The organism is Alteromonas sp. B31-7, assembly GCF_015767655.1.
In the GTDB taxonomy this organism is placed as follows: Bacteria; Pseudomonadota; Gammaproteobacteria; order Enterobacterales; family Alteromonadaceae; genus Alteromonas; species Alteromonas australica.
Map to the genome: position 1 here is coordinate 2,187,365 of NZ_CP065233.1, position 15,821 is coordinate 2,203,185.

A 15,821-nucleotide genomic window follows, 5' to 3' on the forward strand; every position below is an offset into this window, starting at 1 on the left:
TGAATACGTACAAAACGTGACAAGAAACGCCCCTTAATCCAGAGCAAAACCGTGAGGTTTGCCAAGGCCTAAGGGGCGTGATTAATGTAAACAGCTTAGTGACTTTATTTCACCCTGCGGCGCACGACGAATGCTGCCCCCATTAAGATAAGAACAACCATAGCAGGCTCAGAGACTTCTGCCACCGTCAACGTGGCAGACGTAGACGATGTTGGGACTATTATATTACCACTCCCATCAGACAATAGCAGACCGCTGGTGTCGAAACTAAACACGCCGCTCTGCAGTGCATTCAATGAAAGAGTGAAAATGTTAACGGTGCCGGTTAATGCGCCTGTGAATGATAGCCCAAGGCTGCTTAAACTCGTGCCATTATCTGAGTTTGACGTAAACCCAGCCACATCAAATTGACTGGAAGCGTTGTTGATATCGAAGGAAAAGGCATTTGCATCATAAGGCAACGATAGTTGGTAACCTTGAAAATCATCAGCAAAGTCAAATATACCACTGAACGAAAGTACCACCTCATCGCCCACATTTATTGTGGTTTCGTTCACAGAAACTGAAATTTGAGCTGAATGAGCATTTACGGTCCATAGTAGGGTCAGTATAGCGAATAGTGTTTTCATCTTTTTTACTCCATTTAAAAGCTAGTTAGTTTGTTGCGCAGCCCGTATTTGTGCACATGTTTCGCAGCATCATGACGTCAAAGATATTAATGAGCCCGTCATTATTTAAATCAAAACTGTCATCCATGTTTTGGTTGGTCGCGATGGCCATAGATAAACGTTGTAAATCAATCATGTCGATATCACCGTCGCTATCCCAATCGCCGGCCATTGTTTCGCTAGGCATAGTGAAGGTCGCGATCACGGGGTCGTGATCAGAGGCACGATATAGCAGAGAATTTGTGAATAAATCGCCATTGTCTTCAGTGTTGTAGTCTAAAACGGCGGGCTCATCAGCATTAATGTGCCACTCAGTGGCATCAAACAGCCATTCAGAGGCAAGGGTATTGGTCATTAAATAGTCCAACGTACCAAGTTGGCCATCAAAGGTGTAGCTATAGGCCAATTCACCAATCACAGTTGCAGCGGCATCTGAATAACCATAATCATTTAACACGGTAATAGGGTCTTCTTTCGCGTAGCTATTTAAGTCACCCAGCAAGATAACCGGGGTGTCTGGATATTCAGCTTCTAACCATGTGGCCACGGCGGTTGCCGCCCTTGTACGGGTTTTGTTACAGTTACCTTGGCCTGTCTCATAGTCATCATCCCCAGTGCCGCAGGACGAACCTTTCGACTTAAAATGGTTAACATTGACCACAAACGTTTCGCCCGAGGCCAGGTGAATAAATTGCTGAGCTAGAGAAGGGCGGTTTTTTGTATCGACAAACAGCACACCCTCATCATCGCTTGGGCTATTACTTGAGTACAATACTCTGGGCGCTTCATTCACACTTACCGTTGCAGGTTTATATAAAATTCCCACAACGATTTCGTCTGTACCAATCGCACCATTATTATTGGCCACAGAAGACGCATCAATGTAGGCATAGGTACCTTCACCCATAGCGCTATTTAGTGCATCAACAAGTTGAGCAATTGCGCTGTCGCTACCAAACCCATCATTTTCTATTTCCATCAAACCTAATATATCGGCGTTGATGACAACGAGTGCGCTGACAATCTTGTCTAATTGACGGGCGTATTCGTCAGCCGTGGTGGCGCCACGAGCAGTAGGAAAATCGCCGCCATTACCGTCACCATTAAACAAATTAAGTACATTGAACCCTGCAATGGTCAAATCCTTCGCGGAAATGGCGGGAGCAGCTTCACGAGGATTTGTGTTTACTGTCGTTGGCGACTTAGTTTGATAAACACGGTACCAATTAAAGGCATAGCCCAATACCCCTTCGATGTTACTCACTTGCATACCACTTCGCGCGCTATTGTCAGCAGTGAAGCCATCGTCAGGTACATAATAGGCACTAACCGCATCGCCTGAACCTGTGTCATCAATAAGCATTTGTGATAATGCGTTTGCGCTTGCTAACGCGAATGCTTCATCACTGCCTGGCAACGCTATTTGTGTAGGCTGATATAACCGAGAAGGTGCCACCCCAAGTTCGCCAAATTCACCATAATTGTAATTTTGAGTCACGTACAAGGTTTGCGAATTGCTAATTAACATGCCTTCTAAGGCTTCAAACGCCAATGCATTTTCCACAGGGAGCCACATTGATGTCGCAAGCGTGGTGTTACTTCCACACGCTAAATTAGCTTCAATATCGGAGAGTTGAGTTTGCTCATAATACTCCTCAGCGGTACCGAGTAACCTCACGATTTGCCCAGTACTTACGCTGACATCAGGGGCATAGACGGCAATACCTTCAGAAGTGAGTGGATTGCTGTCTTGGTCAGACGGTTCTTCTTGAACAAAGAAACTACCGCCGTCGAGTACCGCAGTTACAGCAGCTTCTATAACCACGCGTTGTCCATTTAGTGGTGTGACAAAACTGTCGCCTTGAACGTCACTTATCAAGGTGGCGCTATCGCCACAAAGGCCGATAACGAGATCGTCTTGGTTGTCATCGCTACCATCGTCAATGTCGCTACACTGTGCATCATCTTCCTGTGTGAATAGTTGCCCAGCATTTATCGACCCCATACTTGCGTCAGCTGGGCCGGCAAAGGTAAATGAACAACGTTGATTGCCTTCACCCACACGCTGCAATGACTGTGTTGATAATGCAGTTCCCGTTTCACTCACCAAAATGTCAGTACTGGTTAAGCCAGACGCTGGGCCATTGGTGGCAGTCATAACCCCTTCGTAGCTTAGAAACTCAATAACATCGCCGTCAACAACAAGCGCTAAACCGTCTGGTGCACCATTTTGAATACCTGAAACAAGCATGGCTGCAGTACCATACCCATTTCCTTCATCTGGGAGAGTGCCTGTAAAGGTCACTGTTTTGTAGCTAGTGCCGCCATTGCCGTTATACAAAACCAGCGAGACAGTGCTTAAATCGGCGCCCGCTGGCCCCGCTATTTCAACAAACTCGTTCTCATCGCCACCGTCGTTGTCGTAATGAAACTCGTTAATAAACACGCCTTCTGGAATGATGCCCGGTGCGTCGTTTCCATCGTCGTCACTGCCACTATCACCGTCATCAGTATCACTAGAAGTGCCAAATACTTGGGTAAGGTTTACGGCACCCGCCGTTGCACTGGCAGGGGCATTCCAAGTGAAGTCACTGTATTGCCTTCCTTCACCACCAAGTTGTAAAGACAGGCCAACTTCCGTTGAGGTGGTCTCACTTACGCCAATATCAATACTGGTTAAGCCATTTGCAGCGCCGCTCGTGGCGGTTAATTCACCTTCATAGCTTAAAAATTGGATCACAGTGCCATCAGGGCCGACCAATGCAATGCCATCTGGACTGCCATTTTGAATACCCGACTTTTCAAAGGCAAGAACGCCAAAGCCGCTATCGTTGAGATTAGGAATAACACCAGAGAGCGACTCGGTCGCGTAATCACTTCCGCCATTACCGTTATAGAAAACTAACGTGTAACCAGATAAATCAGTATTGGCAGACCCAGCTATTTCAACCAACTCGTTAATGTCTCCACCGTCGTTATCGTAATGAATTTCATTTATAAACGGAGTAACGGTAAAGTTGAATGTTTGCCCTTGATTAGCCGCGCCCGGTGTTTGGTTATTCGCGTGCCATGTAAAATCGTCGTATTCGCTACCTTCTCCAGTCAGTTGCAAAGACATACCTATTTCCGTACTTGCGGTTTCTTCAATACCAATGTCTACGCTCGTTATACCGTCTGCTGCACCACCTATAGCGGTAAAACTGCCTTCGTAGCTCAAAAACTGAATCAGTTGACCGTTGCTATCAACTAGCGCTAATCCGTCGGGTGCTCCATTTTGAATACCGTTGGTAGGCAGGTTGATAACGTAACTTCCCATTCCATCACCAAGGGATGCTACGGTGCCCGACAGGGTCTCTGTCAGGTATGCGGCACCATTATTTCCGTTGTAAAGTACCACTGAATAGTCGGTTAAATCAGTGCCTTCTGGTGCAACTATTTCGATAAATTCGTCAACATCACCACCGTCGTTGTCGTAGTGAAACTCATTGATAAACACCGAAGTCGCGAAAGCTGAACTTGAGATAAGGGCACTGGCAATGGCGCCGGCTACCTTTGCTGAAGCGAGAGGTTTCATTATTGTTCCTTTGTTCCATCGGAAGCATAAAGCTGCAGTTATGCTGAATAAAAAAGAAACAAAACATTACCTGTACCGAATGACAGTTTGGTTACATGGACAAAGCACCTCAGCTTTAACGTAACACGTTGAATAATAGTGAGTTAATGTAATTTTGGCTAATTTATTCTTATATTGGTGTAAAAAAATTAGACGGTCGATAGGAGGCGAATATGAGGAGAATAGGGCGTGGGGTGACTTGCCATTAGTGATGATAGGGTACTTGCCTTACAAAAATGATGAATCTAATTATGTAAGGAAAACTGACAGATGTCACAAAAATATCATGAAAAATTCAACAACGAATACCCATCGACATCACTGACATTGGCACGAGCGGTGAACAGGCTATTTTTTACTTGACGTTTCCTTGTCATTTTTTCCAATGGCAACGTTTGACCCCTTACAAATAGTGTCGTAATCGTCACGATAAAATCGAAAATCTTCACACTCTGCTTGATAACGCTTTCTGGCTGTTATGGCTTGTTGAGGGTATCGGTTATCATCCATTGTTCTGGCGAGGGTTTCACAAACGTGTAATTGTCGGTTAACTTCTACAATATCTTCGCAAGGCTGCGTTTGACTACAACCGCTAAGTAAAAAGACAGAAACTGTAGCATGTAGTGATATACCTGTTTTCATTATGTTCACCCTATAATCTGATCTAGTTCCTGCCTTAGTGTCTGATACTTTTCAGCATGTTGTTGCTTTAAAGGCATATCATCTATTAATTTGAACAGCTTTCTGCACTCTAACATCATTTCGCGAGAAGGCTTGTCGGATTTTACAAGTAATTGTAGTAAGCATTGCAGTAGGTTTAGGGTGACCCCGGTATTCACCGGCGCAAACCCTTGAGCAAGGGCAAACGCTGCTTTTGCTTGCTCGTATTTACCTTGTTGATAGTACTTTATGCCTTCGCGATTAAACTGTTGATAATTAGCAAAGTTTTGTTTTGAGTTGTGTTGCTCTTTAGAAAGTAAAAAACGGCTATTAGGGTCAAGATTGCCTTCACTGTTTTTTAATACTTCCTGCAGTTTTAACGCATCTTCAAATTCACCTAAGTCATACATAACTTTAATGCTATCAGGAATGAAAGCGATAGGCGGAGTTTGGTACTTCTCTTCAATTGCCCATTGCGATCGCACTAAGTGTTTCTTGGCATCTAACATCTTGCCGTCAATCGCGTTCACCCGAGCATTCATGATTCGGCCAAAAATTTCCACATCAAAATCTTCATCTAGGCGATGGAGGTATTCATCAAACTTGCCACGTTGTAGCGCTAATAATGCTTCTTGTTGGTACTTATTTCGAGTTCGCTTATCATCGGTATATTCTGCAACATCCAATAAACTTCTAATGTAACCGCACCAATGAAGGCAGTCGTAATGTACCGTTCGCTTGGACAAATCCCAAATGGCGAAACTTGATTCAGCAGCTAATAGGTAATCGTCGTGATTACGGGCAATTTCACACGCGTGAAAATGGCGAGGTAGTGAAAAGGGAGACAGCTTAATCGCTTGCCTTATGGCGCTTATAGCTAATTCACCTTGCTGCTTGGCATCACTGGCCTGTGCCAAAATATCTTGTGCTTCCGCACTGAAGCGATTTCGCTTTAGAACCTGTTCAGCCATGTCCATCGCTTTATCGTATTGCTGCAAGTGAACATAGGTTTTCCCCAACGCTACTTGCGCCCACATAATGGGCTTGCCATCTAAGTAGGGCGTGAGTACATCAAGAGCCTTGTCTGGCTGTTCAAGTTGCCAGTACAGTTCAACTAAGAGTTGTTCGCAACTGCCTCTGTAAGGAGAGGGGCTGGCGAGTAAGTCTTCGCATATATCCACCGCCGTATTTAAATTATCGTTGGCAATTTCACGGTAAACATCACCTAAATATTGGCGCTTAGACCACGCCCTAGAAATACGGGATTTTAATTGAACCTGAGAAAAAGGCTTAATAAGGTAATCATCTGGACGGCGTTCTATAGACCCAAGTACTACAGGCCTCGCACTATCAGCACTAATTAAAATGAACACCGTTGTAGGCTTGATTAACCGTCTTACCCTTAACTCTTCTACAAACTCAAAGCCGTTTTTCCGGTCACTACCTAAGTGTAGATCTGACACTACCACATCAAATTTTTGCTTACGGCAAATTGAAATGGCCTTTTCAGCAGAAGACTTGGTCACGATATCCGTGGCACCCATAGAATGCATTAAACCGCGAAGGAGCAATAAAAAGGGGCGCTGATCCTCAACAATAAGCACTTGCTTATTAGCAAAGTTCATTTCGTGTCCGAGTAAATAAGTACAATACGCATAACTACATGATTAATTAAAATAACCATTAGAGCAAGAATAAGCTTAAGAAAAACATTATCTTGCCGACAACGTACGTATGTAATCAAATGATTAACGGCGATTTGTGAATCACTCTATAGACCAAGCCACTGTTTCCATCGATCCCAGTAGTGGGTTTGAACTTAACGGGAAATTGTCCAACGCAACCAAAAATGCGCGATTGTTTTCGCTGTATTTGGCGATGCAACAGACAGCACTGGCAGATACTATTGGCATTGAGAGCCCCACTGCGTCTACGCCTGACGTTGAAACACAACTTCGCTCGCTAAATTTTTACCGCCACCCGGCCTTGTCAGCAGACGATTTGCATTGGGAAACCTTGAATCGCGTGAACCAGGCATTTAGTCAACACCAGTTTGCAGACGCACGGCTACACCTGGCCATGCACCCCATGCCACTGGCACAGGTTGATAATGCGCAGAAAATAAGCGACGACATTGTTAATAACTGTCCCTTAGGGGCGCAAAAGCGACTTTCCAAGCAATACAGTTCGACCCTGTACGAAGACAACACACTTATGGAAGAGGTTATTCTCAACGCCAAACAGGCTGTTGCTGCTTAAACTGGCAATCGTCCTGGCCATTTGTTACACTCCGCGCCGCATTTTTTGCACTGGTTTTACGTTCCAACTAGCAAAGGTGAACACCATGTCTAAATATATTGTTTGCGCGATGTATAAATTCGTTGCGCTTGAAAATTACGAAGCTATGCGCCAGCCTCTTTTAGAGGCTATGGAATCTAACGGAATTAAAGGTACTTTGTTACTTGCCGAAGAAGGCATTAATGGTACTGTGTCCGGCAGTAGAGAAGGCATTGATGCCTTACTTGACTACCTCAACAATGATGCTCGCATCAACCCTATTTCTACCAAAGAGTCGTTACATGACGAACAACCGTTTTATCGCACCAAGGTAAAACTGAAAAAAGAAATCGTCACAATGGGTGTTGAAGGTATAGACCCCCGAAGAACGGTAGGCACCTACGTTAAGCCAAAAGATTGGAATGCGTTAATAAGCGACCCAGACGTTACCGTTATTGATACGCGCAACAACTACGAAATCGAAATTGGCACATTTAAAAATGCCATCGACCCGAAAACGGAAACGTTCAGAGAGTTTCCTGAGTACGTGGAAAAAGCCCTAGACCCTGAGAAAAACAAAAAAGTCGCCATGTTTTGTACTGGGGGTATACGCTGTGAAAAATCCACCGCTTACCTTAAAGAACAAGGTTTTGAAGAGGTCTATCATTTAGAAGGCGGCATCCTCCAGTACTTAGAAGATGTGCCAAAAGAAGAGTCACTTTGGGAAGGGGATTGTTTCGTGTTTGATAATCGCGTTGCGGTTAACCACGATCTGGAAAAAAGTCATTATGAACAGTGTTATGCATGCCGCTTACCGATTACTGCTGAAGATAAGCAAAGTGATAAGTATGAAGCGGGTGTTAGTTGTCCACACTGCTATGGCACCCACACCGAAGACCAGCTTGCGCGGTTCAGAGAGCGCGAAAAGCAGGTGCAACTGGCGAAGCAACGTCAGCAAGAACACGTTGGCACCGAAGCACGCTTGACCATGGAACAGAAGCGCCAAGAAAAAGCGCAGCAACAACGCGAACGCGCGTTAAAAGCGAAAGAAAATCAAGCGTAGACACTGAAAGAGAAGGGCGTTACACTCTCCCTTAAATGTTGTAGCTAAAAGGGAAAGCGAGTGGACGCCCAACTTTCAGACGAAAAAATTGAAGAGATAAAAAAAGATTTTAGCTTTTTTGATCGCGATGGTAACGGCCAAATAGACTTAACTGAGTTTATTGAATTACTGACGGTCATTTCACCAAAAACAAAAGCGAGCCATGTAGAAGAAGGCTTCAAACTTATTGATGAAAACAACGATGGTTTTATCGATTTTGAAGAGTTCTTAGAGTGGTGGCAAGAATGTTGGTGGGAATACTAAGTTCCCATTCGCCATCGTAAAGATTTAAAAAGCGAGCTACTAGCTCGTTTTTTTATGCCAGTTATTCAGCAAAAATTACACCGTTACATAAAGGTTTATATCATGAGCGAGCAAACAGAAAAGAGGCTAAATAAATACATCAGTGACACTGGGTTATGTTCGCGACGAGAAGCCGATAAGTTAATTGAACAAAAGCGGGTAACAGTCAATAACAAACCACCAGAATTAGGCACTAAAATTGGGTCTAAAGACGAGGTGAGGGTAGATGGCAAACTTGTTAAGGCAGTAGCAAAAGATAAATCAGACAGGGTATACATTGTTTACAATAAGCCCATCGGCATTACCTGCACCACAGAGCGCCATATAAAAGGCAATATTATTGATGCTATTAAGCACAAACAGCGCATATTTCCGGTTGGACGATTAGACAAACCTTCTGAGGGGCTAATAATACTGACCAGCGACGGCGATATTGTAAATAAAATTTTACGCGCCGAAAATGCCCACGATAAAGAGTATGAAGTGACCGTTAATCAGCCAATTAGCGAACGTTTCATCCAGCGCATGTCGCGAGGCGTGCCCATTTTAGGTACAGTCACCAAACCCTGTGTGGTTAAAGCCAGAGGCAAGTTTTCTTTCACTATTATCCTAACGCAAGGGCTTAACCGTCAGATTCGTCGTATGTGCGAATTTTTAGGGTATGAAGTGACTAAGCTAAAACGTACACGGATAATGCACTTAGAGCTCAATAACTTAAAACCTGGACAATGGCGGAATTTAACGGATCGGGAATTAAACACCCTTAATAATGCGGTGAAAATGTCCTCTAAAACCGCAGCAGCGACCAAGTAGAGCCAATGATTTAGGCCAGTCCTTTCGTTTTTCTTATTGTTTTTTCAAACGGTTTTTTATACTTTAAGATACTGTCAGCAAATAAATTTTTTCTACTCAGTGTGTACGCAGACTTGAATATTTCGCCTATACTCATGGTTGCTTCCTACCGGTATGAATTCGTCATTTGCACGATGATAGGGGTAGATTGATGAAAACGTCGACAGGAATGGCCTCGCTTGAAAGAACCCGTAATCCCACAAGATGACAAAGCCCGTGTAAAAACGCTGCAATGTCTTAATATCCTTGATACCCAACACGAAGAACGATTTGATCGAATCGCACGTTTAGCCGCTCAGTTGTTTCAATGTGAATTTGCCTCAATTTCTTTTATTGACGAAAAACGTCAGTGGTTCAAATCTCTCGTTAACCTCTCACTCGAACAAACAACACGAGAAACTGCATTTTGTGCGCATACGATAAATCATGCGTCGACATTTATTGTGCCCGATACGCATCAATCAGAAACATTTAAAGGCAACCCTTTTGTTATCAATGCCCCCCACATACGCTTTTATGCTGGTACGCCCATTGTGGTTAATGGACATAGAATTGGTGCACTTTGCGTCTTTGACCCCAAGCCTAGAACATTTAGCCCACAAGAAGAAGGCCAACTAAATGATTTATGCCGTCTCGTTGAAAGTGAATTAAATCGCGAAGAATTAACCTGGTTAACGGCACAACTTTCTCAAAAGCAAACCGCGTTAGAAGAAAATCAGAAACTTACCCGCGTGCGTAGCGTCATTTTAGAAAAAGTAGTGAATTGCGAATCTCTACCCAGTGTACTTAAGCATATAGTGGAGTCTATTGAAGAAGAGTATCTTAACCAATACTGCAGTGTGCTCTTACTGGAAGGGAATAGGCTACGCATGGGGGCGGCGCCTTCTTTGCCAGCATTCTATAACGATATCATCGACGGGGTTGAAATTGGTGTAGGGCAGGGCTCTTGTGGTACCGCCGCTTTTACCAATGCCCGCACGGTTGTAGAAGATATCAATGTGCACCCTTATTGGACCGCATGGAAAGCGTGTGCTCAGCAAGCCAATTTAGGCGCCTGTTGGTCTGAACCTATCCGGGGTGCTGATGGCGCCGTTTTAGGCACTTTTGCCATTTATCATGAACATGCTGCAACACCATCAAAAGACGAACTCGTCCGAATAGAAGAATTCGCCCACCTCGCCAGTATCGCCATTGAACGTGAGCGCGCCAACCAAATCATTTGGCGGCAAGCCAATTATGACGTGTTGACCAATTTGCCGAACAGAAAGCTCATGGAAGAACAGTTAAAACAGGCAATAAGCATAGCATCACGTAAACAAAGCAAAGTCGCAGTGTTGTTACTCGATCTAGATAATTTCAAAGATATTAATGACACACTAGGCCACAGTGTAGGCGACCTTTTATTAATCGAAGGGGCGAAAAGAATAGAGTCTTGTGTGAGTAGCAAAGATACCGTCTCCCGATTAGGTGGCGACGAATTTGTGCTCATTATTAACGACGTCTCCAACTTCATTGAACTGGAAAAAGTGGCGCAGAATATATTGCAAACGATGTCGCTTCCCTTTGAGTTGCAAGAACATAAAGTGCATTCTTCGGCAAGTATTGGGGTAACGGTTTTCCCGGATGATGCAAGAGACATTGTTAACTTGCTAAAGAATGCAGATCAGGCCATGTATAGCGCTAAGGCTGCCCAGAAAAATAGCTACCACTATTATACGAAGGCGTTAAGAGACCAAGCGTTAAAGCGAATGGGGTTACTGTCCGACTTAAGAACTGCCATAGATGAAGGGCAGCTGTTCATTGAATATCAACCCATTGTCGATATTCAAACCACATCCATTGTAAAAGCAGAGGCGCTAATTCGTTGGCATCACCCCTCTAGAGGGCGGATAGCCCCCGATGAATTTATTGGCATTGCTGAAGAGTTTGGGCTTATTAGTGAAATCAGCAATTGGGTATTTGCCCAGGTATGTACAAAAGTAAAACGGTGGCGCCGACATTTTGGTCAATTCCTACAGATAAGCGTAAATACGTCACCGAAACAATATGCCGATTCAGACACCTGTATTACTCATTGGCTGCAATACTTGCTCGATACCAATACGCCCGCCAATGCTATTGTGCTTGAGATAACTGAGAACCTATTAATGGAAGGCGACGATCGAATATCTGAAAAGCTATTTCAATTTAGACAAGCGGGTATCGATATTGCCCTTGATGATTTCGGTACGGGCTATTCTTCCATTTCCTACCTTAAAAAGTACCCAACTGACTTAATTAAAATAGATCGCAGCTTTGTTAACTCCATGACGGAAGTGAGTAATGATAAGGTGCTCTGTGAAGCCATAATTGTGATGGCGAAAAAGTTGGGAATTAGTGTGGTAGCTGAGGGGATAGAAACCAAAGAGCAACACCATATATTAAGCCAGATGGGATGCGATTTTGGTCAAGGTTATTTGTATTCAAGACCGGTAGATGCAGAGACGTTTGAGGGGCTGCTGATTGCACAACACAGGCAAACCGCTACCCCCTAACGTAAATTCCAGCCGTTATAACTGATTATTCGTCATCATTATCGTCGGATTCAATGGCTCTAGGTCTTCGCTTGATAGGTGCCATACCAATGTCTTTACCTTCCATAGTATCAACACGTTTCTTAACTTTTTGATGTGTTGATTGACCGTCGCTACTGCGGTTATTTTTCGACTTTTTAGCCTTGTCGGCAGACGGTTTATTTACTTTAAAGCCAGAAAAACGTGCTGGTAATTCACTGTGGTTGTCACAAGCTAATGCATACTGTAGGTGCGATTTAAGCGCTTCAAAACTTTTCCAATCTCTTGGGCCGACCAGTGAAAAGGCCTCACCTTTTTGGCCTGCGCGACCTGTACGACCAATACGGTGAATATATTCATCAGCATTTTTGGGCAAGTCAAAATTCACAACCAAGCCAACTTTTGACAAGTCTAAGCCACGCGACGCTAAGTCTGTTGTGACTAAAATTGAATATTGGCCGCGGGTAAACTCACTCATAATTGCCGCGCGTTTGTTCTGCGGTAAATCGCCCCGCAATGAAATGGCTTCAAGATTATCTTGGTTGAGCAACGCCGTTAGCCTGTCGGTATCTTCTCGGGTGGCAGTAAAAACAATAGCTTGATTGAAAGTTCGATGGCTTAGTTCATGGCGCAATAAGTTATCTTTGTGCTCAATATTATCAGCGAAGAAACAGGCTTGTTCAATATCACCATGCTCAGCCGTTGCATCACCCACACTGACTCGTACGGCAGAGCGTGTGAGTTTAGTCGTCATGTGGTTCAATTCAACGTTATCTAAAGTGGCAGAAAACATCATGGTTTGACGTTTTCTGTGGTTAGCAAACCCATTTATCATTGATAATTGTGGTGCAAAACCTAAATCAAGCATACGGTCAGCTTCATCAAAAATAAGTAACTCTAAGCCGTTAAGAAACATGCTTTTGTCACTTAAATGGTCAGCAATCCTGCCAGCCGTACCTACAATAACATGGGGGTTGCGTCTAAGCGCTTTTACTTGATCGTTATAATTTTCACCACCAACGATGAGTGAACAACTAAGGTTAAGACCTGAACACAGTGTTTTTGCTTCAATAAATACTTGTTTGGCCAGTTCACGGGTTGGCGCGAGAATGAGGGCGCGAGGATCTTGTCGACTCAGTGCTTTTTGCGACATCAACCGGTTTATTGCTGGCACTAAGAACGCAAAGGTTTTTCCCGACCCCGTCTTCGATGAAGCAATAATATCCTTGCCCTGAAGCGCAGGTAGAATGGTTTTCTCCTGTATTTCAGTTAACTCAGCAATATTCTTATTTTCCAGCTTGGCAATAATTTTGTGATGAACAGGTAAGTCGGTAACTAGCAAGGTAGGGCCTCATAAACAATCGTAAGGCCTATTATCTCTTAAAGCGGTATATTATGAAAGCACGGCGAGTGCGTGCTTTCATTAAATGGTTAAACGACCATGACGTTAACGTCGTCAGGCACCACCAATTTACCCTGTGTTTTCTGTTGAATCTCATCAACCGTCACACCAGGTGCAGTTTCTTTTAACACGAAGGCACCCTCTGCCACTTCCAGCACCGCCAAATCGGTAATAATGCGAGTAATGCAATTTACACCGGTAAGGGGGAGAGTGCATTCGGAAAGTAGCTTTGAATTGCCATGTTTATCAGTATGAGTCATGGTGACAATGATATTTTTTGCCCCCGCGACTAAGTCCATAGCCCCTCCCATGCCTTTGACTAGCTTGCCAGGGATCATCCATGAAGCTATGTTTCCATTCACATCCACCTCGAAAGCACCTAACACGGTAAAGTCAACGTGTCCGCCTCTAATCATGGCGAAACTTTCAGCTGAATTGAAAATAGACGCGCCGGTAATGGCGGTAACCGTTTCTTTCCCCGCATTTATCATATCTGCGTCGACTTCATCTTCTCTTGGGTAACGTCCCATGCCAAGCAACCCGTTTTCTGATTGCAGCATGACATTAATATCATCAGGAACAAAGTTCGCTGCAAGAGTAGGGATGCCAATCCCTAAATTGACATAGTCACCATCCTTGAATTCTTGTGCCACGCGCATTGCTATTTGATCTCTCGTTAACGCCATTAGTTATTCTCCTTCGCAACAACCCGTCGCTCTATGCGCTTTTCAAATTCACCTTTAATAACGCGGTTCACATAGATGCCTGGTGTATGAATTTCACTGGGTGACAGTTCGCCGGGTTCTACAATTTCTTCAGCTTCCACCACGGTAATGCTACCGGCCGTGGCAGCCATAGGGTTAAAGTTTTGAGCGGTATGTCGATACACGCAATTGCCAAACCTGTCTGCTTTCCATGCTTTTACAATGGCAAAATCACCAGTAATGGCTTCTTCAAGGATATAGGGCTTGCCGTTGAATTCTTTTACTTCTTTACCTTCACCCACGGGGGTTCCGTACCCGGTAGCGGTATAAAACGCCGGGATCCCCGCTCCGCCTGCGCGCATTTTTTCGGCCAATGTGCCTTGCGGCGTCAACTCAACCTCTAATTCACCGTTGAGCAGCTGCTTTTCAAAGAGGGCGTTTTCACCCACGTACGACGACACCATTTTCCTAATCTGCTTGTCCTCTAAGAGCACACCAAGACCAAACCCATCAACCCCACAATTATTTGAAACAACAGTAAGCTGATTGACGCCACTTGCCTTTATTTGAGCAATTAACCCCTCTGGAATACCACATAAACCAAAGCCGCCCGCAATAACGGTCATCCCGCTTTCTAGCCCTGACATTGCTGCCGAATAATCTGAAACCACTTTGTCGAAACCCGACATTGAATATTCTCCACCTGTTCACGTTAATAAAAAGTATCATCAATGTTATTAAGTATGTAAAATTGAATTTAATGTCTCATTGATAACTTATATTTATTAATCATGAACGTATCATATCGCCAGTTAAAAGCGTTTATCCACGTGGCACAATCCGCTACGTTTGCAGACGCGGCCACCAAGCTTCATATCACTCAGCCTGCGTTGTCGTCATCTATCCAAAAACTGGAAGGCCAGTTAGGTGGGCGACTATTCACGCGCAGCACACGACGGGTGGAATTAACCAAAGAAGGCGAAGCGCTCCTTCCTAATGCCATAAGAATCATGCGGGACTGGGAGGAAACCTTCTCTGACATTCAAAACCTCTTTGCCATGGCAAAAGGACAGTTAACGCTTGCCGCCATGCCGTCTTTTGCTGAGAGTCACTTGCCTCTGTTATTAGCGCAATACCACGCCATTGCGCCGAATATTAATCTACGCATTTTGGATGTGGTTATGGAGCAAGTGATTCGAGAAGTCTCTCAAGGCCGCGCTGAACTGGGGTTTACTTTTGAACCGGTGAGAACCGAAGGGCTTAAATTTAGTCCATTGTTCGACGATGAGTTTTTGTTAGTGCTAAGTGCTAATCACCCATTAAATACAGCAAAGCAGATATCTTGGCACCAATGTCTCGATTATCCCTTCGTCATGATGAATAGAGGCTCGGCGGTAAGGCATTGGACCGAACAACATCTTGCTCTTTTTGGCGAACCAACTATTGTGGCTGAAACAGGTCAATTGGCCACGTTGGGTAATTTGATTAAACAAGAATTGGGCATCGCCGTCATGCCTAATTTATGTAAAAATCATATGGAGAATATTGGGTTGCGAACTATAAAGCTAAGTACGCAACCCTTGGTAAAATCGGTAGGTATGATTGCAAAATCTCACGGCGATTTGTCGGTAGCCGCGCAACGCCTTTGGACCCAAGTGGCAATGCATTACGGTGAAAACGCAGAGTAA

Annotated in this window: 13 protein-coding genes; 6 read left to right on the plus strand and 7 right to left on the minus strand. The window is 44.2% G+C overall.

Translation table 11 applies throughout. The features are described 5' to 3' along the window. Window positions 1-104: 104 nt before the first annotated feature. The 4 genes from IUA53_RS09260 to IUA53_RS09275 all read right to left on the minus strand — a co-directional run bounded on the left by IUA53_RS09260 (window position 105) and on the right by IUA53_RS09275 (window position 6,566). A complete protein-coding gene (locus tag IUA53_RS09260; protein ID WP_196899299.1) occupies window positions 105-629 on the minus strand; it encodes a cohesin domain-containing protein in 525 nt (174 codons plus the stop codon). A gap of 25 nt (window positions 630-654) precedes the next feature. Further along, entirely contained in the window at window positions 655-4,242 is a 3,588-nt protein-coding gene (locus tag IUA53_RS09265) for an ExeM/NucH family extracellular endonuclease (RefSeq protein WP_196899301.1), read from the minus strand. A 387-nt stretch (window positions 4,243-4,629) separates the two neighbouring features. Beyond that, window positions 4,630-4,923 carry a hypothetical protein gene (locus IUA53_RS09270; RefSeq protein ID WP_044057097.1) on the minus strand — a complete coding sequence of 98 codons (294 nt, stop codon included), beginning with the start codon at window positions 4,921-4,923 and terminating at the stop codon, window positions 4,630-4,632. Window positions 4,924-4,928: 5 nt separating this feature from the next. Further along, entirely contained in the window at window positions 4,929-6,566 is a 1,638-nt protein-coding gene (locus tag IUA53_RS09275) for a response regulator (RefSeq protein WP_044447371.1), read from the minus strand. Between the two features lie 136 nt (window positions 6,567-6,702). Between IUA53_RS09275 and IUA53_RS09280 the strand changes: the two genes are divergently transcribed. From IUA53_RS09280 to IUA53_RS09300, 5 genes are all read left to right on the plus strand, one after another. Further along, complete coding sequence (locus tag IUA53_RS09280) at window positions 6,703-7,200, plus strand: VC2046/SO_2500 family protein (protein ID WP_044447373.1); 498 nt, start codon at window positions 6,703-6,705, stop codon at window positions 7,198-7,200. Between the two features lie 85 nt (window positions 7,201-7,285). Next, on the plus strand, window positions 7,286-8,281 hold the full coding sequence (gene trhO / locus IUA53_RS09285; RefSeq protein ID WP_196899303.1) for an oxygen-dependent tRNA uridine(34) hydroxylase TrhO: 996 nt from the start codon (window positions 7,286-7,288) through the stop codon (window positions 8,279-8,281). Window positions 8,282-8,341: 60 nt separating this feature from the next. Beyond that, window positions 8,342-8,584 carry an EF-hand domain-containing protein gene (locus tag IUA53_RS09290; RefSeq protein ID WP_044057100.1) on the plus strand — a complete coding sequence of 81 codons (243 nt, stop codon included), beginning with the start codon at window positions 8,342-8,344 and terminating at the stop codon, window positions 8,582-8,584. Window positions 8,585-8,686: 102 nt separating this feature from the next. Further along, window positions 8,687-9,436 (plus strand): 23S rRNA pseudouridine(2604) synthase RluF, encoded by a 750-nt coding sequence (gene rluF / locus IUA53_RS09295; protein WP_196899305.1) that lies wholly within the window; start codon window positions 8,687-8,689, stop codon window positions 9,434-9,436. A 218-nt stretch (window positions 9,437-9,654) separates the two neighbouring features. Continuing rightward, entirely contained in the window at window positions 9,655-12,009 is a 2,355-nt protein-coding gene (locus tag IUA53_RS09300; protein WP_196899307.1) for an EAL domain-containing protein, read from the plus strand. A 25-nt stretch (window positions 12,010-12,034) separates the two neighbouring features. Here IUA53_RS09300 and IUA53_RS09305 read toward each other — a convergent pair whose 3' ends face one another. The 3 genes from IUA53_RS09305 to IUA53_RS09315 all read right to left on the minus strand — a co-directional run bounded on the left by IUA53_RS09305 (window position 12,035) and on the right by IUA53_RS09315 (window position 14,822). Continuing rightward, window positions 12,035-13,369 (minus strand): DEAD/DEAH box helicase, encoded by a 1,335-nt coding sequence (locus IUA53_RS09305; RefSeq protein ID WP_196899309.1) that lies wholly within the window; start codon window positions 13,367-13,369, stop codon window positions 12,035-12,037. Window positions 13,370-13,458: 89 nt separating this feature from the next. Next, window positions 13,459-14,115, minus strand: coding sequence for a CoA transferase subunit B (locus IUA53_RS09310; RefSeq protein ID WP_044447376.1), 657 nt, complete (start codon window positions 14,113-14,115; stop codon window positions 13,459-13,461). Further along, window positions 14,115-14,822 (minus strand): CoA transferase subunit A, encoded by a 708-nt coding sequence (locus tag IUA53_RS09315; RefSeq protein WP_044057104.1) that lies wholly within the window; start codon window positions 14,820-14,822, stop codon window positions 14,115-14,117. Before IUA53_RS09315 ends, IUA53_RS09310 begins: the two co-directional genes overlap by 1 nt. A 102-nt stretch (window positions 14,823-14,924) precedes the next feature. On the opposite strand from IUA53_RS09315, the gene IUA53_RS09320 reads away from it, so the two are divergent. Then, window positions 14,925-15,821 (plus strand): LysR family transcriptional regulator, encoded by an 897-nt coding sequence (locus IUA53_RS09320; protein ID WP_044057105.1) that lies wholly within the window; start codon window positions 14,925-14,927, stop codon window positions 15,819-15,821.

What these genes read in the sequence shown, in the direction of transcription:
- IUA53_RS09310 (WP_044447376.1), bottom strand. Translation starts at nt 14,115, where the DNA reads ATGGCGTTAACGAGAGATCAAATAGCAATGCGCGTGGCACAAGAATTC.
- trhO (WP_196899303.1), top strand. Translation starts at nt 7,286, where the DNA reads ATGTCTAAATATATTGTTTGCGCGATGTATAAATTCGTTGCGCTTGAA.
- IUA53_RS09320 (WP_044057105.1), top strand. Translation starts at nt 14,925, where the DNA reads ATGAACGTATCATATCGCCAGTTAAAAGCGTTTATCCACGTGGCACAA.
- IUA53_RS09275 (WP_044447371.1), bottom strand. Translation starts at nt 6,566, where the DNA reads ATGAACTTTGCTAATAAGCAAGTGCTTATTGTTGAGGATCAGCGCCCC.
- rluF (WP_196899305.1), top strand. Translation starts at nt 8,687, where the DNA reads ATGAGCGAGCAAACAGAAAAGAGGCTAAATAAATACATCAGTGACACT.
- IUA53_RS09270 (WP_044057097.1), bottom strand. Translation starts at nt 4,923, where the DNA reads ATGAAAACAGGTATATCACTACATGCTACAGTTTCTGTCTTTTTACTT.
- IUA53_RS09260 (WP_196899299.1), bottom strand. Translation starts at nt 629, where the DNA reads ATGAAAACACTATTCGCTATACTGACCCTACTATGGACCGTAAATGCT.
- IUA53_RS09265 (WP_196899301.1), bottom strand. Translation starts at nt 4,242, where the DNA reads ATGAAACCTCTCGCTTCAGCAAAGGTAGCCGGCGCCATTGCCAGTGCC.
- IUA53_RS09315 (WP_044057104.1), bottom strand. Translation starts at nt 14,822, where the DNA reads ATGTCGGGTTTCGACAAAGTGGTTTCAGATTATTCGGCAGCAATGTCA.